The following is a 19,338-nucleotide window of genomic DNA, read 5'->3' as shown; positions in this document are numbered from 1 at the left end:
ACCCTTTACTGATCAAATAATCTTGCAAACGAGGCAGTATAATTATTTATACCGCCTCGTTTTTCTATCTGTGAGCCATGAAAAGAAATCACCTATTTACCTCGCTTGCTATTTTGACTCTGGCTGGGTGCGCGTCATCGGGCCCAAACCCTGCTGTTGAACAAATCCGCGATTTGACCGGAGGTCAGATTGTTGGTGACGCGACGAGCTTGTACTGGTCTAGCGATCGCCTCGGAGAAGCGGTTTCTGCCGCTGATCACGTGATGATGGGAGACTACGGTTATTATCAGACTGAGTATCGCTGGGAAGACGGTGTGGTGCGGGAGTTGGTTCGACAAGGGATGCAACTGAACGACAGTGAGTTGGTGCCTTTTCGTCTGCATGTGCGCTTTAATAAAGACGGCAATGCAATCTACCAGCGCTATCGTATTGACGGTAATGTGCGTCCAGTTAACTCACAGTTGTTGGCGAATTTGAAAAGTGATGCAGCTGGTGTTGTGGCAGTGACTCGCGATCAGGACCAACGTGGCTATGATTTGTTCCAAGGCTACTGGGACGGTCAGGAGTTTAACTCCTGCTCTGGTTCTTCTTTTCCAGAGGTGCAGTTTAATTACCCGATGCCCAAGGTGTTGATGAATCGCTTGGCCAGCGTCGACAGTTACGTCGCTTTAGTGGGTCGTGCCCGCTCAACGCGTATCGAGGTCGAGCAGTTACTGCTGCTGGATGACGATGGCCGTGATTGTATCGAGCGTCCGGAGCTGATTGAAGATTAGCGACAAGATGTCAGCACAAAAAAGGGAGCTCATTGAGCTCCCTTGGTGTATCTAGTGCTTATCGATTACTTTTGCTGTTCACGCGCGATTGCGCGGTAGCCGATATCGTTGCGATGGAACATGCCATCCCAGCTGATCTGCTTAGTTAGCTCGTAAGCACGTGCTTGTGCTTCTGAAACGCTGTTGCCCAGAGCCGTCGCACACAAAACGCGTCCGCCGTTAGTGACAACACTGCCGTCTTTTTCAGCCGTGCCTGCGTGGAAGACCTTTTGCCCTTCAACATCGGTCGTTGGCAAGCCTGAGATCACATCCCCCTTGTTGTAAGATGCTGGGTAGCCACCTGCTGCCAATACCACGCCGATTGATGCGCGAGGGTCCCACTTTGACTCAACTTGGTCTAGCTTCTGGTCAATGGCTGCCAGACAGAGCTCAACCAGATCTGATTCCATACGCATCATGATTGGCTGGGTCTCAGGATCACCGAAGCGGCAGTTGTATTCGATCACTTTTGGTGTGCCATCTTTATCGATCATTAGGCCCGCGTAAAGGAAACCCGTGTATGGGTGACCTTCTGCAGCCATACCACGTACCGTTGGGTAGATAACCTCATCCATGATGCGATTGTGGATCTCAGGCGTCACCACTGGCGCAGGAGAGTAGGCACCCATACCACCCGTGTTTGGGCCGGTATCTTGGTCACCCACACGCTTGTGGTCTTGGCTGGTCGCCATTGGTAGTACGTTCTCGCCATCAACCATGACGATAAAGCTAGCTTCTTCGCCATCAAGGAACTCCTCGATAACCACGCGGCTGCCCGCCTCGCCAAACGCATTGCCCGCGAGCATATCTTTGATAGCATCTTCTGCTTCTTCTAGCGTCATCGCAACGATAACGCCTTTACCTGCCGCTAGGCCATCGGCTTTAACCACGATCGGTGCGCCTTGCTCACGCACATAAGCCAGTGCTGGCTCAATCTCAGTAAAGTTAGCGTAAGCACCGGTTGGGATAGTATGACGCGCTAGGAAGTCTTTAGTGAATGCCTTTGAGCCTTCTAGCTGAGCAGCGGCTTCCGTTGGACCAAAGATAGGTAGGCCTGCAGCGCGGAACGCATCCACAACGCCGATAACCAATGGCGCTTCTGGGCCGACGATAGTCAGCTCAATCGCTTTTTCTTTAGCAAAGGCAACAAGAGCGTCGATGTCTTCGACGCCGATGTTGACGTTTTCAAGTTTTGGCTCAAGAGCCGTACCCGCGTTACCTGGGGCAACGAAGACGGTTTCAACATTTGGGTTTTGAGCCGCTTTCCAGCCTAGTGCGTGTTCGCGGCCGCCAGCGCCAATAACAAGTACGTTCATATTCTTTCCTTCGAGAGCAAAACCAGAGGAGTTCTCTGATTGGGCTTAAAAATCAGGGTGAAAACTCAACTGGAGCCCTCAGGCTCCAGTTGCTTCAATCGTATTAGTGACGGAAGTGACGCATGCCAGTGAAGATCATCGCCATGCCGTGCTCATCCGCAGCTTGAATCACTTCTTCATCGCGCATTGAGCCACCTGGCTGGATAACACACTTGATGCCTGCTTCTGCAGCCGCATCGATGCCGTCGCGGAATGGGAAGAACGCATCAGAAGCCATCACACAGCCTTCAACTTGTAGGCCTTCATCCGCCGCTTTGATACCGGCAATTTTCGCTGAGTAAACGCGGCTCATTTGGCCTGCGCCCACGCCGATAGTCATATCACCTTTCGAGTAAACGATCGCGTTCGATTTCACGTACTTGGCAACTTTCCAGCAGAATAGTGCGTCTTTTAGCTCTTCTTCTGTTGGTTGGCGTTTCGAGACGACTTTCAGATCAGACGCATCAACCATACCTTGGTCGCGGTCTTGAACCAGTAGACCACCGTTAACGCGTTTCACATCAAAGCCAGTTGTCTTAGTTGTCCACTCGCCACACTCAAGTAGGCGCACGTTCTTCTTCGCTGCAACCACTTCAACAGCCTCTGCCGACACAGATGGTGCGATGATCACCTCAACGAATTGACGCTCAACAATCGCTTTAGCCGTTTCTGCATCCAGCTCTTTGTTGAAGGCGATGATGCCACCGAACGCTGACGTTGGGTCTGTTTGGTAAGCGCGGTTGTACGCTTCTAGAATGTCGCCACCTAGCGCTACGCCACATGGGTTAGCGTGCTTAACGATCACACACGCTGGCTCATCAAACTCTTTCACACACTCTAGCGCGGCATCAGTATCAGCGATGTTGTTGTAAGACAGCGCTTTACCTTGGATTTGACGGGCTGTTGCCACTGACGCTTCTTCTGGGTTCGCTTCGACGTAGAACGCTGCATCTTGGTGGCTGTTCTCACCGTAGCGCATGTCTTGCTTTTTCACGAACTGTTGGTTGAAGGTACGTGGGAACTTCGATTCTTCGTCACCTTCTTTGTTCTCACCGTAAGATGGAACCATAGTGCCGAAGTAGTTTGCGATCATACCATCGTAAGAGGCCGTGTGCTCGAATGCAGCAATCGCAAGGTCGAAGCGAGTTTCTAGAGTTAGAGACTTCTGGTTCGCATCCATTTCAGCGATTACGCGATCGTAATCGTGTGCGTTTACCACGATGGTCACGTCTTTGTGGTTTTTCGCAGCAGAGCGAACCATAGTTGGACCACCAATATCGATGTTCTCAACCGCATCTTCCAGCGTACAGCCTTCTTTTGCTACCGTAGCAGCAAATGGGTAAAGGTTGACGACTACCATATCGATTGGGTTGATGCCGTGTGTTGCCATCACGTCATCATCTTGGCCACGACGACCTAGAACGCCACCATGAACTTTCGGGTGTAGCGTCTTCACGCGGCCATCCATCATTTCTGGGAAGCCAGTGTAGTCAGAAACTTCAGTTACAGAGATACCTTTTTCAGCCAGTAGGCGTGCAGTACCGCCGGTAGAAAGGATATCGACACCACGCTCAGCAAGAGCTTGAGCAAACTCAACAATACCAGTTTTGTCTGATACGCTGATCAGAGCGCGGCGAATAGGACGAGCGTTAGTCATGCTTCCATCTTCCTCAAATTCACGGAGTTAAACTTGTAGCTATCGGTGGCAACAGGCCACTAACAGCTGACATTAAAGATATTTGCCAAAAATGAACTTGTTTGTTCTTACGCCCAGAGCGCGAAGACAAGATTGGCCAGTTTTGGTAAACACCTTTACCAACTGCTCATAATAGAGTCAGGGTAAATTTGATGGCGCGTATTCTAACCAACAATTGATAAAAAAGCTCGCGCAATCGTTTGGCATCGCAAAAATAATTAGAAAAAACTGGCTATTTGCTTGATTAATGGGTCAAACGGCTATTTGAACAAGTTAAGTTGTGGGGGATGTTGATGATAAACAAGCGAGAGAAAGCAGCCCGCACTGGGCGGGCTGTGATTGATTAGAGAAGCTGCTTGAGAAGCCCATCAGCTCTAACTCGCTTGATTTTGCGGATCAAACGCTGCGCCGGGATTGGGTATTGGTCGGCTTTCTCAATTTGCTTATAGGTACAGATCAGCTGAGTATGCTCAAGGATCTGCTCCTGCTCCTGCTGGAACTTATCACGCAGATGATGATGTTGGTCTTGGATTAAGATGGCGTTCTCAAGATCCAGTTTCCAAGCGCGCGGGTTGATATTGTTGCCCGTGATCAGCATGTAGCGATCATCGATGGTCATGCCTTTGAGATGGTAGCTATTACTGCCGTGCTTCCACAGGCGAATCGACAACTTGCGACTGGCGATATGCGACTCATGCGCCTTGGCAAAGCGGCGCAGATTCATTTCATAAAGGTAAGGCACGCCGCCGATGGTTTTGAACTCTTCCTCTGGCGAGATATAGAAGTCGTTGGCCGTCTTATCGCCCACCACAATCGTGACGTGAACACCACGCTTGAGAGCACGACGGATCTCTTTGGCCACGCTACGCGGGAAGTTAAAGTAAGGGGTGCAGATAAACACCTCTTTCTTTGCCGCCGCGATCAACTGGACAATGGTCTTGTTGAGCTTATTGCGCTTATTACCCAGACCGACGATTGGCGTGATCGCGACTTGCTGGTCGCTCACGGTTTGCGGCTTAAAGCGATATTCCGCGCGTGCCAGAGTTGAGCGGAACTGACGAATGATCGATTTAATTTGCTTGGTCTGCGGCTTAGAAGGGCAAGTTAGGTCGTTGACCGCCGGGTGATCAATCATCACCTTCTGTACAAACTCCACCATGCTATCGGCAAGGGCACTGTGCTTGATCACATGGTAGCGATCGTAGCGGTAACGCTCTGCTTGATGAAGGTAGATGTTATTCAGGCTGGCGCCACTGTAGATCACCTCGTCATCAATGATATAGCCTTTAAGGTGCAGTACGCCAAAGACTTCACGACCACGCACTGGAATGCCATACACAGGTACCTTGTGTGAGTGTTGGCTGACATAATGCTTGTACATCTCAGCATTGCCTTCAGAGGCCGCGGCGCCAATCAAACCACGCTGAGCTCGGTGCCAGTCGACGCACACCTTAATGTCTAACTCAGGGTTACGCTGCTTAGCGGCGTACAGAGCATCCATGATTTCACGCCCAGCGTCATCATCTTCCAAGTACAGGGCGACCAGATAGATACGTTGGGTAGCACCTGCAATTGCTTCAAGCAATTTGGTCTTAAACGCTTTAGCCGAGGGCAACACATCGAGGTACTCTGGCTCTAAAGCGAGGGTTGGAAGTTGTGATAGTAGATTGCGGGTGACCATCATGGTGTCAGTGTTACCTATTCGTATGCAAAATTGCGAACATGGAATACTAGCAAATTTCTATTTCATAAGTATAGAAATAGCGCACAGAAGGTAGCATCAAATGTAACTGGGTGTTTTCAAACATGTAATGCATTCGGTGCACGTCATGAAACCCTACGTATTAAGCCCCTAAATAGCGCATCGCGACGAGCTTTTTTCCACTCGCGGTGTAGCGGCGGTAGAGGTTATCCAGGGCTCCGGGTAGAGCGGGCTCCTCAACAAACCCATGCTGGGCATAAAATGAGTGTAAATGCTGATAGGCAAAGCAGTAATCACCGGTCTGGAGCACCTGATGCTGACAGTAATCGAGCAGCTGGTGACCAAGCCCTTTGCCTTGTGCGGCGGGTATCACCAACATCCCGGTCAATAGGCGATAAGACTCAATCGAGCGAAAACGTACCACGGCGCTTAAGGTGCCCTCGAGGTACCCGGCGATAATTAGCTCATCGCGCTTGGCTTTACCCGATGGGTAGTGCTGCTTATAAAGACGCGTGATCAGAGGCAGCTTAATTGGGTCGAGTGGCTCAATATCTAACATTGTAATAAACAAGAGGGCTGGGAATTGGTGTAAGATAACCGCAGTTTAATCGACCCAATAACCCAGTGGCAAATCGCACTTATGCAGATACAAACCAACACCAGTCTCGCGCCTTATCACACGTTTGGTATTGAGCAAACCTGTCAGTACCTAGTGACGGTGACCTCGCTTGAGGAGCTTATTGCTGTCTATCAGTCACCTCAGTGGCAAGATTTACCAAAACTACTGCTTGGTAAGGGCAGCAATATGCTGTTTACCGAGCCTTACCAAGGAGTGGTGATCATCAATCAGCTTTTGGGTAAGCAAGTTGTGGAGACCTCTCAGGCGTATCATCTGCATATTGCCGGTGGTGAGGACTGGCCACAGCTGGTGGCTTGGTGTGTAGAAAATGGTTATGCCGGCCTAGAAAACCTCGCCTTGATCCCCGGCTGCGCAGGCTCTGCGCCAATCCAGAATATCGGGGCTTATGGGGTCGAATTTAAAGATATTTGTGAGTATGTGGAGATACTGTGTCTCGATAGCTTTGAGGTCAAGCGGCTGACTCGTGATGAGTGTCAGTTTGGTTACCGTGACTCGATCTTTAAGCACCAGCTCTATCAAAAAGCGATTGTTACTGGTGTCGGTTTGGTGCTGGCCAAAGAGTGGCAGCCTAATGTCGGTTACGGGCCTTTACAGCAGCTTCAATCACCCACTCCCAGGGCGATTTTTGAACGCGTTTGCCAGGTGAGAATGGAGAAGCTGCCCGACCCGAGTGTGAATGGCAATGCTGGCAGCTTCTTTAAAAACCCGGTGATCCCAGAAGCACATTTCAACAACCTGAAAAATCAACACCCGGATATGGTCGCTTACCCAGCAGGTCAGGGGCTGGTCAAGGTGGCAGCGGGGTGGTTGATCGACCAGTGTGGCCTTAAAGGACATGAGGTCGGCGGCGCTCAAGTGCACCCTAACCAAGCCCTAGTGATTGTCAATCGTGGTGATGCCAGTGCCCAAGATGTGGTGATACTGGCGGCAAAAGTGCGTGACTGCGTGTGGCAGACCTACGCCATTGCCCTAGAGCATGAAGTGCGCTTTATGGGCCCCAGACAAGAGACACGTCTTGAGCAGATCTGCGAGCGTGCTTTATGACTGCGCGCCTACCAAAAACCAAGCTTGATATTTTAGCCTTGCTAGCCCAAGGGGGCTTTCACTCTGGAGAGGAGATTGGTCGCCAGCTTGGGATCAGTCGTGCGGCTGTGAGTAAGCACGTCAAAGGTATCCAAGAATGGGGGGTTGAGCTCTTTTCCATACAAGGACGCGGATATCAGCTTGCCCAGCCGATGACCTTACTCAAGCAGGAACGATTGCAGGCTGAATCCACGGCACCAGTAATACTCTATCCGGTCATTGACTCTACCAACCAATATCTTCTCGAGCGTGTTGATGACCTGCAGCCAGGCACGGCCTGTGTAGCTGAATATCAGTCTCAGGGACGGGGGCGACGTGGGCGTCAGTGGGTATCGCCTTTCGGTGCGAATCTCTATCTGTCGATGTATTGGCGGCTAGAAGCGGGCATGGCGGCTGCGATGGGCCTTAGTCTTGTTGTCGGTGTGGCCTTGGTCGAGGCGCTAGAGTCGCTTTGTGTAGAGGGTGTGAAGCTCAAGTGGCCAAATGATCTTTATTATCAAGACAAAAAGCTGGCGGGTATCTTGGTTGAGCTCTCGGGGCAAGCCGGTGGCGCAGCGCACTTAGTGATTGGATCTGGTATCAACTTGACGATGCCAGAAACAGTAGAGGGGATTGACCAACCTTGGATCTCGCTTAAGCAGATTCTCGAGCACGTTACGGATCACCCGCTGTTACTTGATGATGGCTCACTAGATCGTAACCGATTGGGTTGCGCGTTTATTCAAGCTTGGCACAAGGCATTGCGTGATTACGAGCGTATCGGCATGCAAGGGTTTGTCGAGCGTTGGAATCGAGTCGATAATTTTCTCGATCGCCCGATAAAATTGATCATCGGAGAGCGAGAAATTAAGGGAATCGAAAAGGGGATCGATGAGCAAGGGGCGGTGTTGATCGAAACCGAGCACGGTCTAGAGCGACATATTGGCGGCGAGATCTCACTTCGAGGTCTTTGATGGCGGCAAACCTTGAAATGCCTCTGGTCGCCACCTAGGTGAGTGGTTATACTTGCCACTTAATTTTTAGTTGGCTTTCGATAGAAAGTCGCTCGGTTTTATCAGGAAATGAGCAGCGGACATGCAAGAGTATTTAGATTTTTTCCAACAGAACACAATAATGTCTTTGGTGTGGGTGGGTTTGTTCATCGCACTGATCATGAACATCTTCAAATCAGCGACAGCAGCCTATAAAGAGGTAACCGCAGCAAACGTTACCCATATGATGAACAAAGAAGAAGGTGTCGTGGTCGATATCCGCTCTAAGGACGAGTACAAAAAGGGCCATATTACCGATTCAGTTCACATTTTACCGTCTGAGATCAAGGCGGGTAACCTGGGCAGTCTTGAAAACAAGAAAACTAACCCAATTATCGTAGTATGTAAGACAGGTCAAACGGCTGCAGACAGTGCAAATGAACTGGCAAAAGCGGGCTTTGAGAAAGTGTACCTGTTGAAAAATGGTCTAATTGCTTGGAATGAAGCGAACCTACCTTTGGTTCGTGGCAAGAAGTAATCACTGACTTGCACTCGGGTGGCAAAATTAAAGCCAACTCAACCTAATAGTTTTGAGAGTCTAGTTGTGAGAGTCGACACGAAACCGCAACATGACCTCGTTATTCTTCATGTGCTCGGTTAGGCTCAAAGCGAAGGCCTCGTCAGTAACCGAGTGCAGTAACTAAAATTTAAAGGAAATCAAAATGGCTGAAGCAGCACAACCACAAGCGCCAGAGCAAAACTTCACAATTCAACGTATCTTTCTAAAAGATCTTTCTTTTGAGGCGCCTAACTCACCAGTTATGTTCCAGAAAGAATGGAACCCAGATGTAAAACTGGACCTAGACACACAAAGCCGTGAACTAGGTGAAGGCGTATACGAAGTTGTTCTACGCATCACTGTGACAGTTAAAAACGCTGAAGAGACGGCTTTCCTGTGTGAAATCCAGCAAGGTGGTATCTTCACTGCTGCGAAAATGGAAGCGGGTCAGCTTGCGCACTGCCTAGGTGCGTTCTGCCCGAACATCTTGTTCCCATACGCACGTGAAACTATCTCAAGCCTAGTGGTTAAAGGTACGTTCCCACAGCTGAACCTAGCGCCAGTAAATTTTGATGCACTGTTCATGAACTACCTACAGCAGCAAGCTCAACAAGAAGGTCAACAAGCTGACGCGTAATCGTCTGCTTTAATGATAAAGATTGAAAATGCACAAGGTCTGGCAAGATCTTGTGCATTTTTTGTTTCACACTAGGCTATTAATTATTTAATAATAGCGACTTAACTCTCCCTCTCAATTTCATCTGGGGCAATACGAGATTGCGCTAGACTAACAAGAGATAAATTCAAAGGTTGATTCTATGACTCAAGCGCTTCCTTATGGTAAACCAATTAGCATGACGGTGATTGGTGCCGGCTCTTATGGCACATCACTGGCCATCTCCCTGGCGCGTAACGGCGACAATGTGGTGATTTGGGGGCACGAGCCTGAGCATATGGCACAGCTGGAAGCGGATCGCGCTAACCATGAGTTCTTGCCTGGGGTAGAGTTTCCACCAAGCCTGATCGTTGAGGCGGATCTTGAGCGTGCACTGACTGCAAGTCGAGATGTGCTAGTTGTGGTACCAAGCCACGTGTTTGGTATCGTGCTTGATAGCATGAAGCCATATCTGCGCGACGACGCGCGCATTTGCTGGGCGACCAAAGGGCTTGAGCCAGAGACCGGCCGCCTGCTTAAAGAGGTCGCGCATGATAAATTAGGTAATCACTATTCGCTGGCAGTGCTCTCTGGCCCTACGTTTGCCAAAGAGCTTGCAATGGGGATGCCGACCGCGATCTCGGTGGCATCTCCAGACAGTGACTTTGTTGCCGATCTACAGGAGAAAATCCACTGTAGTAAAACCTTCCGTGTTTACGCCAACTCTGACTTTATTGGCATGCAGCTTGGTGGCGCGGTGAAAAACGTGATTGCGATAGGCGCTGGTATGTCAGACGGCATCGGCTTTGGTGCCAATGCTCGCACCGCATTGATCACTCGTGGCTTGGCCGAAATGAGCCGCCTTGGGGCGTCGTTGGGAGCCCAGCCTGAGACTTTTATGGGTATGGCCGGCCTTGGTGACCTTGTTCTTACCTGTACCGATGATCAATCACGTAATCGCCGCTTTGGTTTGGCGTTAGGCCAAGGCAAAGACGTTGATCTTGCCCAGCAGGAGATTGGCCAAGTGGTTGAGGGGTATCGCAATACTAAGGAAGTGTGGCTGCTGGCCAACCGCATGGGCGTTGAGATGCCAATCGTGGATCAAATATACCAAGTGCTTTACCAAGGAAAGGATGCGCGTCTGGCTGCTCAAGATCTGCTAGCGCGCGACAAAAAGGCTGAAGCGTAACAGAGATTAATACTAGGAAGTGGTAATGAAGTGCTGTGAAAAACAGAAAGTCTGGCAGTGCATCGTCAATGAAGCACGTGAGTTGGCTGAGCAAGAGCCTATGTTGGCTAGTTTTTATCATGCGACGATCATTAAGCATGAGAGCTTAGCGGCGGCGCTGAGCTACATCTTAGCCAACAAGTTAAAAACCGCCTCAATGCCCGCAATGGCGGTGCGCGAGGTGGTGGAAGAGGCGTTAGCTGCCGATCCGAGCATCAGCGAGTCTGCTGCCTGCGATATTTGCGCGACGGTCAATCGTGACCCGGCAGTATCAATGTACTCCATGCCACTTCTCTATCTAAAAGGCTACCATGCCCTGCAAGGCTATCGTGTTGCCAACTGGCTTTGGAAGCAGGGTCGTGTTGCCCTTGCCACTTATCTGCAAAACCAAATATCGGTCGCCTGCCAAGTAGATATCCATCCGGCTGCGCGCATTGGTAAGGGGATTATGCTCGATCATGCCACTGGTATTGTGATTGGTGAGACGGCGGTGGTCGAGAATGATGTTTCGATCTTGCAAGATGTTACCCTAGGCGGGACTGGTAAAGAGGGCGGAGATCGTCACCCTAAAATCCGTGAAGGGGTGATGATTGGCGCCGGTGCGAAGATCCTAGGTAATATTGAGGTCGGTGAGGGAGCTAAGATCGGTTCTTGTTCGGTGGTGCTGCAAGCCGTTCCACCTCATACCACAGTGGCAGGAGTACCCGCAAAGATTGTTGGACGACCAAAGACCTCGAAACCCTCCCTAGAGATGGATCAGCAGTTCAATGGCAAAAGCCACGAATTCATGGGGGGAGATGGGATCTAGCCCACTTCTCACCCAATGATATAAAAAAGCCCACACTTCTATCAGAGTGTGGGCTTTTTTATATTTGTGGTGCGCGCGCGGCTTTCAGGTGCGAGGAGTTTAATACTCGTAAAGGCATAACGGCACCTTAGAGCTTGGGTGTACCTTTGGAAGCACTGCTTGTTCTTATTGTGTCTTTAGCCTGCTACTTACTTAAAATACGCTGATTTGATCAGCTCTTTACACTCCGGGCACTTGAGTTTGCGGTGGTTCTTATAAGTGATGGTGCGCTCCAGCCAATTGCGACGGACACGGAGCAGGTTTCCCTTTTGGTTACAATAAGGACAAGTTTCTTGATACAACATATTTACATCCAACCTAACGAGCTTATTATTATTTGGACCGAAGTCACAGTTGATGTGCGACATTTTGCAATGCAATTGAGCTGTAATAAAGTCTAATTTAGGTGGTATTTTGTAATATTATGTTTAAATAGTAAGCCATCCGGTTTAACCCTTTATAGATAACTAATGACGGCGGTTGCGATTTACTTGATGTACAAGACCTTAGAAAACTCTTTACCAACGGGACACTGCCATTTATGGCAAGGTTTGTAGGTAATATTTTGGACGAGTGAAGAGGGAGTCAATGATTTGGGGTCATGGTCAGAGCAGGCGACATGCCTGCTCGTAGGTAGCTGGATATGATGGTTAGATCTCGTCTAGCTCTGCTCTTACCTCTTGTGCCCAGGTAATCCATGCTTGGCGAAGTAGGGTGTTGCGGCGCAGCGTAAGGCGCTCTAACCGACGTTGCTTGTCGAGTACTTTTGGGTCGCCATAGTAGGCATGTTCAATCTCTTGATAGTGGGCAACAAGTTTATGTGCTTCCTCTATCAAGCTGTCAACTTGCGCTTTGAATGAATCACTTTCTTCAACTGCGCACACCATCAAACGAGCAGAAAACTCATCGCGAACCGTTACATCAGAGGTTGGTTTGATAAACCACTCCCCGAGCGCCGTTCGACCTGCATCGGTGATCGAGTAGATTTTACGATCGGGTTTTCCCTCCTGTGGTTCTAGCACACAGGTTACCTGGCCGCTTTGCGCCATCTTATTCAGCTCACGATAGACCTGTTGATGACTTGCTTTCCAGAAATATCCAATACTTGAAGAAAACTCTTTAGTAATATCGTAACCCGTTGCATCACGGGTGCTAAGTACTGTAAGTATTACGTGGGGTAGTGACATGTTTTTATCCAAAATACAATGACGAAACAATCAACTGAGTTGAGAGCCAAGCGCACTCTAGTGGTACTTGCTTGAGAGTAGCTCTTACTCACGCCCGCAAAACACAGCGGGTACTGTCACCTTAAAATAAGCCGGAATTCACCTAGGATTGAGCCGCTTTGTCTGCAGCAGCTTCTTGATAAGCCGTATAGTATACCTAATGCGAAGTGTAGTTGTGGAGATAGACAAAAGCAAAATGGAACAAGATTGACACTTTTGTTATTAAGTAGATGATTAGGAAGGAAAAATAAATCCCCAACAAAGTTGCGTTTGATCACTTTTGTTGGGGATTCTCATTTTTGCACTGAGACTTAGCTCACACTTTGTTTTTATCCAGTATTACGCATGCCTGCAGCGATACCAGCGATAGTGACCATCAATGCCTCTTCGAGCTCGGGATCGCCTTGCTCTGATTGACGGGTTCGGTAGAGTAGCTCTGCCTGTAGCATGTTCAATGGCTCTACATAGATGTTGCGCAGACGAATGGACTCTTGCCCCCACGGATCGCTCTGCATTAAGTTCTCATTGTTTTCAACGTTCAATACTGCTTGGATGTCGCTCTGCAGCTGCGCACGTAGGCGATCGCCCAGGGGCAGTAGCTCAGGCTGCGCTAAACGTTGATCGTAGTAGCGTGAGATCTCGATATTACACTTAGAGTACACCATCTCGAGCATACCCAGGCGTGTTGAGAAGAACGGCCACTCGCGACACATCTCTTCCAATAGCTCGAGGTGACCCTTATCAATTGAGTACTGGATGGCCTCACCAGCACCCAGCCAAGCTGGCAGTACTAAGCGGTTTTGGCTCCATGAGAAGATCCATGGAATAGCACGCAGGCTCTCTACTCCGCCTTTCGGGTTACGCTTAGCAGGGCGTGAGCCCAGTGGCAGTTTGCCCAGTTCAAGCTCAGGTGTTGCTTGACGGAAGTAAGGGACAAAATCTGGTTCGCCGCGCACTACGTTGCGGTACGATTCACACGATACCTCGGAGAGCACATCCATCAAATCGCGCCAATCTTGTTTAGGCTCTGGTGGTGGTAGCAGGTTCGCTTCAAGGATCGCGCTGGCATACATATTGAAGCTGTTAATCGCTACTTCAGGTAGGCCAAGCTTGAAGCGGATCATCTCACCTTGTTCGGTAACGCGCAGACCACCTTTGAGGCTTTTTGGTGGCTGTGAAAGTAGAGCTGCGTGCGCAGGCGCGCCGCCACGACCGATGGTGCCCCCACGACCATGGAACAGAGTTAGGTCAATGCCTTCTTCTTCACCGACTTTGACTAGGGCCTCCATTGCTCGATATTGCGCCCAGCCTGCCGACATCGCGCCAGCGTCTTTGGCTGAGTCTGAATAGCCAATCATTACCATTTGGTGGTTTTGGATAAAGCCGCGGTACAGATCGATGCCCATGAGTTGCTTAATAACGTCTTCTGCGTTGTTAAGGTCATCTAGGGTTTCAAACAATGGACAGACGTCCATGCGATAAGGGCAGCCAGACTCTTGCAAGATAAGGTGAACTGCCAGCACATCAGAGGCGGTACGTGCCATCGAAATGACGTAGGCACCAAAGGCCTCACGTGACTGCGCCGCAAGAATACGACAGGTATCAATCACTTCTTGAACCGGCTCAGACGGTTGCCAGTCAAGTGGGAAAAGTGGACGCTTTGAATTTAGCTCAGAAGTCAGGAAGGCGACTTTATCCTGCTCACTCCATTGGTCGTAATCACCAATACCCAAGTAACGCGTAAGCTCAGACAACACGTCAGAATGGCGAGTACTTTCTTGACGAATGTCCAGACGAACAAGGTGCACACCAAACGCCTTGACGCGACGCAGGGTATCCAGCAGTGAGCCATCGGCAATGATGCTCATGCCACACTCGTGCAGTGATTGGTAACACGCGAGCAGAGGTTTCCAAAGTTGGTCGATATGCTGCAGTGGTGCTTTCACCGCGAGCTTTTGGCCGTTGATCTTGGCATCCAAGATCTCTTTAGTCTCTTCAAGCAGTTGGCGCAGACGTTTGAGGATGCAGCGATACGGCTCGTGTGACTCTTCGCCCGCGAGTGCGCGTACTTCCTCGTTACACTTGGTCATTGATAGCTCAGTGACCAGCTCATTGATGTCACCCAGGTACAGATCAGCGGCTTTCCAACGCGATAGCAACATGACCTCACGCGTGACGGTGTGGGTCACAAACGGGTTGCCATCGCGATCGCCACCCATCCATGATGAGAAGTGAACGGGACGTGCATCCAATGGCAAGCCTTCACCGAGGTGGCCTTTTAGGCGCTCATCAAACTCACGTAAAAATTCAGGTACCGCCTCCCACAGCGAGTTTTCAACCACAGCGTAGCCCCATTTGGCCTCATCGAGTGGCGTTGGACGCTGTTTGCGGATCACATCGGAGTGCCAACTTTGGGCAATCAATTGCTCTAGACGACGTTCGGTTTTATGGCGCTCTTTCTCTGCGAGATCGCTGTGCTCGAGATCGGAGAGACACTCGTTAATCTTGACCAACTTGTTGATCATGGTACGACGAGTGATCTCAGTGGGGTGGGCAGTTAATACCAGCTCAATATTGAGGTCACGAATCGCTTGAGCGGTGTCTAGCTTGCTGATGTTTTTCTGCGCAAGCTTAGCGAAAAGGGTATTGATAGAGTCAGGCTCACACACATGGGCATCACAGTGACGAGAGATGGTGTGATATTGCTCTGCCATATTGGTTAGGTTGAGGAACTGATTGAATGCACGAGCCACTGGCGTTAGCTGATCATTTGGTAGGCCTTTGATCTCATCGATCAGCTTTTCGCGATCCGCTTGGCTGCCACCGCGAGCTGACTTAGAAAGCTTACGAATGGTTTCCACTTTCTCGAGTAACGCGTCACCGTGCGCGTCGCGAATGGTGTTGCCGAGTAATCGCCCCAACATGCGGACATTGCTAGTTAGCGCGGAGTACTTCTCGTTCATAATCGTCCTGCCTTGTAAAAAAATTACATCCAATGTTTATCTTTAGGCTGACAATCTAGCGAAAAATAGCGTGATTAGTCAAATAATGTCGCGCTTTAATCGCATGATATCGGGGAGTGGAAAGTAATTTTGAAATTTTACTACTTTAGCGATAAATAAAATGCCGAGATTGGTCCTTTATTGCTAATGATTATCATCACCATATTGTCGTTACTGTTGGTTTAGCGGTGAGCCTGTATAATAAACGCCTATCTCCCCATATTGATCATTTCAAGGACGACGATGAAGCTGTCATTTCTCCCTAATTGCTTATGCTCGCTGGTGTTACTTACCAGCTTGCCATCTTACGCCGAGCCGGTGAAGCCACTGTTTGAAACTCCAGAATTTATGCAGGATAACTTTATTGATCAGGTGTTTGACCTGTTTGGGGCAGATGCCGATTACGATCAAGATAAGGCGATTGACTTGAGTTACTTGCCAACCCTGTATTATACCCCCGAGCAGAAATTCTCTGCTGGCGTGTTATTAGTTGGGCTCTATCATACCGACAGCAGTGATAAGGCCGCTCAGCCATCGTCGGTGGTCACCAACCTGTATTTCTCGTCCAACCAATCATATGGCGTCTGGGTTGAGAATATGACGCAGTTTAATCAAGGCAAGCAGCGTTTGATGGTTGATCTTGAGCTGCACCGAGAAGCGTCGGTGTATTACGGCCAAGGCATTGCAGCGGGCAATCGTGATGACAATAAGCACGAGTTTCGAGAAGTGCTGTATACGGTAAAGCCGACCTGGTTGACTGAGTTTGGGACCAACTATTTCTTAGGTGTGGGCGCTGATGTCTCTTATGCGCGGGCGGAGGATATTGATAATGTCAGTGGCAATGCGGATCCAAGTCAAGACTATAGGCTACCAAGTGGCACCAGTGCGGGCTTAGTGCTGTCGAGCGTGTATGACTCGCGTGACTATCGACTCAATCCATCGCAAGGCTGGCTGTTTCAATTGGACGCTGGGCTTTATCAAAACTTTGACAGCAGCAAATCGTACACCCGTTATGATTTAGAGCTGGCCAATTACATTAATCTTAACCCAGTTCCAGGGGTGCTGGCTTGGCAAGTGCGTGGCCAATTTACTGATGGTGATGTGCCTTGGTATGCGCTGGCTGATATCGGTGGCTCAAGTGTCATGCGCGGCTATATTAAGGGGCGCTATCGTGATAATCATATGCTGATGAGTCAAGCGGAGTACCGCCTACCTGTGGTGCAGCGCTACGGGATGGTATTTTGGGGCGCAGTGGGCACGTTGGCACCTGAAGTCAATGAGTTGGCAGATGAGGTGCTGACTTCGTATGGCACCGGTCTCCGGTTTCGCTTTAAGGATCGAGTCAACCTCAGAGCAGATATCGGATTTGGCAAAAATGAGACAACTCTCTACATTAACGTTAACGAAGTATTTTAGGAGAACAAACCAGTGAGTGTAAGGGCGGCGATAAAATGGGGCTTGGTTGTCTTGAGTCTGAGTATCACAGCTCAAGCCAACAGCCAACCCTTGCCGCAGCAGTGCGAGAAGGTAGCGTATTATCACATCTACCTAAGTGGTATCCGCACTGGCTACATGAATCGTACCGAGTCATGGCAAGGGATGAGCGCCACGGTGACATCGCAAAGTAAGGCAAGCATCTTAGGCATTGGCACCGAGTATGACCAGCAAGCGCGCCTGATTTGGTCAGAGCAGAGCGATAGCTGGCTAACGACCTCTTTTCATCAAGTGGTCTCTGGCTTTAAAAGCCGTGATATGCAGGTGAGCTTTTCCGACGATGGCAGCGAGAGCCTGGTCAACCTCGATGGCAAAGAGACTCGATACGAGAATGATGGTGAACCACTTAGAGATGTAGATACGTTATCGGTGCAGATCCGCCAACACGTGCTGGATGGGGTCAAGCAATTTACTCTTACACGTCAAGCCAGTGATGGCCCTGAGCCATATCAGTATCAGGTGCTAGAGACAGAGATTATTAAACTTGATAAGTGGGGGGAGCTTAAGGCGATCCCAGTCGAGCAAACTGGAGAAGAGCGTGTTACTTTCTGGTATGCGCCAGAGCTTGACTACCAGCTAGTCAAAGCTCGCTATCATGGGTTTATATTGCAAGGCGGTGCGGAGCTACAGAGTTTTGAGAACAGTTGTCAGGACGGCTAGAGAGCGCTGGCTCAATTGTTTCATATGGAACAATATTTGTGCAATGTGGCAATAAAAAGAAAGAGGGGGATGCCGTTTCGGTATCCCCCTCTTTCTTTATGAATCTGAAGCGTTAGCTCTAGTTCATGCCGTATTTCTTTAGCTTCTTACGAAGAGTACCGCGGTTGATGCCCATCATAGTTGCTGCGCGAGTTTGGTTACCGCGAGTGTACTGCATGATGGTATCTAGTAGTGGCTGTTCAACTTCAGCTAGAACTAATTCGTATAGCTCTGTTACTTCTTGGCCGTTTAGTTGAGCCAAGTAGTTTTTAAGAGATGCTTTAACAGAGTCACGTAGTGGCTTTTGCGTGATCTGGTCTTGCGAAGTTACGGTAGTTACTGTTAAAGCTTCTGAAGTCAGATTTTGTTCGAACATATTCGGTCTAGCTCTTCTCTTAATTATGATGCAACGTTATCAAAATAACCGTTCAACGCTTCAAGTTGCAGCGGGGCTGCTTCAATCGCGTTGAAGGTACGGCGAAACTCACTCGCTTGCTCATGCTCTTTTAGGTACCAACCCACGTGCTTACGCGCGATGCGTGGACCTAGATACTCCCCGTAAAATTCGTGGAGTGCTTGAACATGGCCAAGCATAATGTCTTTCACTTCCTCAATTGGAAGCTCAGGCATTGTGGTGCCGTTTTCCAAATAGTGGCGGATTTCCTGGAAAATCCATGGTCGACCCTGGGCCGGTCGGCCGATCATCAGAGCATCGGCACCGGTATACTCGAGTACCTGCTTCGCTTTCTCTGGACTGTCGATGTCGCCATTGGCGATCACCGGAATCGAGATAGCTTGCTTGACTGCTCTGATGCTGTCGTATTCTGCTTCGCCTTTGTACATACAGGCTTTGGTTCGACCGTGAAGGGCGAGCGCCTGGATGCCGCAGTCTTGTGCGAGCTTAGCGATCTGGACACAGTTTTTGTTTTCAGGATCCCAACCCGTACGGGTTTTCAGCGTCACAGGCACGGATACCGCATTCACCACAGCCTTGAGGATATCCTCAATGATCTCTGGGTACTGCAGCAGCGCAGAGCCTGCTAGCTTCTTATTGACCTTCTTCGCTGGACAACCCATGTTGATATCGATGATTTGCGCACCGTTCTCAACACTAAATTGCGCAGCATCAGCCATAAGCTGAGGGTCTGAACCTGCGATTTGTACAGAGCGAATGCCCGATTCACCCTCATGTACCATGCGCTGTTGCGACTTGGCCGTTTTCCACAGCTTAGGGTTTGACGACATCATTTCACTGACCGCCATACCCGCACCGTATCGGAGACACAACTCTCGAAAAGGTCTATCAGTGACACCCGCCATAGGTGCAACGATAAGGTTATTGTCTAGTTGGTAGTTTCCGATCTTCAAA

Annotated in this window: 17 protein-coding genes; 9 read left to right on the top strand and 8 right to left on the bottom strand. The window is 49.6% G+C overall.

Annotation, left to right across the window (positions count from 1 at the left end):
* Nucleotides 1–77: 77 nt before the first annotated feature.
* On the top strand, nucleotides 78–773 hold the full coding sequence (locus tag ACZ5R2_RS01035; protein ID WP_464900415.1) for a DUF1481 domain-containing protein: 696 nt from the start codon (nucleotides 78–80) through the stop codon (nucleotides 771–773).
* A 65-nt stretch (nucleotides 774–838) separates the two neighbouring features.
* Here the strand turns inward: ACZ5R2_RS01035 and purD are convergent, their stop codons facing one another.
* The 4 genes from purD to ACZ5R2_RS01015 all read right to left on the bottom strand — a co-directional run bounded on the left by purD (nucleotide 839) and on the right by ACZ5R2_RS01015 (nucleotide 6,124).
* The gene (gene purD, locus ACZ5R2_RS01030) at nucleotides 839–2,128 is read right to left on the bottom strand and encodes a phosphoribosylamine--glycine ligase (RefSeq protein WP_464900414.1); all 1,290 of its coding nucleotides are present in this window, start codon (nucleotides 2,126–2,128) and stop codon (nucleotides 839–841) included.
* Between the two features lie 103 nt (nucleotides 2,129–2,231).
* Nucleotides 2,232–3,824, bottom strand: coding sequence for a bifunctional phosphoribosylaminoimidazolecarboxamide formyltransferase/IMP cyclohydrolase (gene purH / locus ACZ5R2_RS01025; RefSeq protein ID WP_464900413.1), 1,593 nt, complete (start codon nucleotides 3,822–3,824; stop codon nucleotides 2,232–2,234).
* A gap of 382 nt (nucleotides 3,825–4,206) precedes the next feature.
* The gene (gene pssA / locus ACZ5R2_RS01020) at nucleotides 4,207–5,547 is read right to left on the bottom strand and encodes a CDP-diacylglycerol--serine O-phosphatidyltransferase (RefSeq protein ID WP_464900412.1); all 1,341 of its coding nucleotides are present in this window, start codon (nucleotides 5,545–5,547) and stop codon (nucleotides 4,207–4,209) included.
* Nucleotides 5,548–5,707: 160 nt separating this feature from the next.
* On the bottom strand, nucleotides 5,708–6,124 hold the full coding sequence (locus ACZ5R2_RS01015) for a GNAT family N-acetyltransferase (RefSeq protein WP_464900411.1): 417 nt from the start codon (nucleotides 6,122–6,124) through the stop codon (nucleotides 5,708–5,710).
* An 81-nt stretch (nucleotides 6,125–6,205) separates the two neighbouring features.
* Here ACZ5R2_RS01015 and murB point away from each other — a divergent pair, with 81 nt between their 5' ends.
* The 6 genes from murB (at nucleotide 6,206) to cysE (ending at nucleotide 11,509) form a co-directional block, all read left to right on the top strand.
* A complete protein-coding gene (gene murB, locus ACZ5R2_RS01010) occupies nucleotides 6,206–7,249 on the top strand; it encodes a UDP-N-acetylmuramate dehydrogenase (protein WP_464900410.1) in 1,044 nt (347 codons plus the stop codon).
* Nucleotides 7,246–8,241 (top strand): bifunctional biotin--[acetyl-CoA-carboxylase] ligase/biotin operon repressor BirA, encoded by a 996-nt coding sequence (birA, locus tag ACZ5R2_RS01005; protein ID WP_464900409.1) that lies wholly within the window; start codon nucleotides 7,246–7,248, stop codon nucleotides 8,239–8,241. Before murB ends, birA begins: the two co-directional genes overlap by 4 nt.
* A 121-nt stretch (nucleotides 8,242–8,362) precedes the next feature.
* A complete protein-coding gene (locus ACZ5R2_RS01000; RefSeq protein ID WP_464900408.1) occupies nucleotides 8,363–8,797 on the top strand; it encodes a rhodanese-like domain-containing protein in 435 nt (144 codons plus the stop codon).
* Between the two features lie 184 nt (nucleotides 8,798–8,981).
* Nucleotides 8,982–9,455: a protein-export chaperone SecB gene (secB, locus tag ACZ5R2_RS00995; RefSeq protein WP_464900407.1), complete on the top strand. Its 474-nt coding sequence runs from the start codon at nucleotides 8,982–8,984 to the stop codon at nucleotides 9,453–9,455.
* Between the two features lie 181 nt (nucleotides 9,456–9,636).
* Nucleotides 9,637–10,662, top strand: a complete 1,026-nt coding sequence (gene gpsA / locus ACZ5R2_RS00990; RefSeq protein ID WP_464900406.1) for an NAD(P)H-dependent glycerol-3-phosphate dehydrogenase — start codon at nucleotides 9,637–9,639, stop codon at nucleotides 10,660–10,662.
* 25 nt (nucleotides 10,663–10,687) lie between these two features.
* On the top strand, nucleotides 10,688–11,509 hold the full coding sequence (gene cysE, locus ACZ5R2_RS00985) for a serine O-acetyltransferase (RefSeq protein ID WP_464900405.1): 822 nt from the start codon (nucleotides 10,688–10,690) through the stop codon (nucleotides 11,507–11,509).
* Nucleotides 11,510–12,198: 689 nt separating this feature from the next.
* On the opposite strand, the gene ACZ5R2_RS00980 is transcribed toward cysE, so the two are convergent.
* Both ACZ5R2_RS00980 and ppc read right to left on the bottom strand, forming a co-directional pair.
* On the bottom strand, nucleotides 12,199–12,735 hold the full coding sequence (locus ACZ5R2_RS00980) for a PadR family transcriptional regulator (RefSeq protein ID WP_464900404.1): 537 nt from the start codon (nucleotides 12,733–12,735) through the stop codon (nucleotides 12,199–12,201).
* 368 nt (nucleotides 12,736–13,103) lie between these two features.
* The gene (gene ppc, locus ACZ5R2_RS00975; protein WP_464900403.1) at nucleotides 13,104–15,737 is read right to left on the bottom strand and encodes a phosphoenolpyruvate carboxylase; all 2,634 of its coding nucleotides are present in this window, start codon (nucleotides 15,735–15,737) and stop codon (nucleotides 13,104–13,106) included.
* 282 nt (nucleotides 15,738–16,019) lie between these two features.
* On the opposite strand from ppc, the gene ACZ5R2_RS00970 reads away from it, so the two are divergent.
* Together ACZ5R2_RS00970 and ACZ5R2_RS00965 are read left to right on the top strand one after the other, a co-directional pair.
* Nucleotides 16,020–17,192 (top strand): BamA/TamA family outer membrane protein, encoded by a 1,173-nt coding sequence (locus ACZ5R2_RS00970; protein WP_464900402.1) that lies wholly within the window; start codon nucleotides 16,020–16,022, stop codon nucleotides 17,190–17,192.
* 12 nt (nucleotides 17,193–17,204) lie between these two features.
* Nucleotides 17,205–17,930: a DUF3108 domain-containing protein gene (locus ACZ5R2_RS00965; RefSeq protein ID WP_464900401.1), complete on the top strand. Its 726-nt coding sequence runs from the start codon at nucleotides 17,205–17,207 to the stop codon at nucleotides 17,928–17,930.
* Nucleotides 17,931–18,048: 118 nt separating this feature from the next.
* On the opposite strand, the gene fis is transcribed toward ACZ5R2_RS00965, so the two are convergent.
* Both fis and dusB read right to left on the bottom strand, forming a co-directional pair.
* A complete protein-coding gene (gene fis, locus ACZ5R2_RS00960) occupies nucleotides 18,049–18,345 on the bottom strand; it encodes a DNA-binding transcriptional regulator Fis (protein WP_000462885.1) in 297 nt (98 codons plus the stop codon).
* Between the two features lie 23 nt (nucleotides 18,346–18,368).
* The gene (dusB, locus tag ACZ5R2_RS00955; protein WP_438460575.1) at nucleotides 18,369–19,337 is read right to left on the bottom strand and encodes a tRNA dihydrouridine synthase DusB; all 969 of its coding nucleotides are present in this window, start codon (nucleotides 19,335–19,337) and stop codon (nucleotides 18,369–18,371) included.
* Nucleotide 19,338: the final 1 nt, after the last annotated feature.

It is taken from the genome of Vibrio sabulosilitoris (assembly GCF_055391395.1).
The sequence above is the reverse complement of the archived record's forward strand: the minus strand, read 5'-3'. Positions and strand labels throughout refer to the sequence as shown.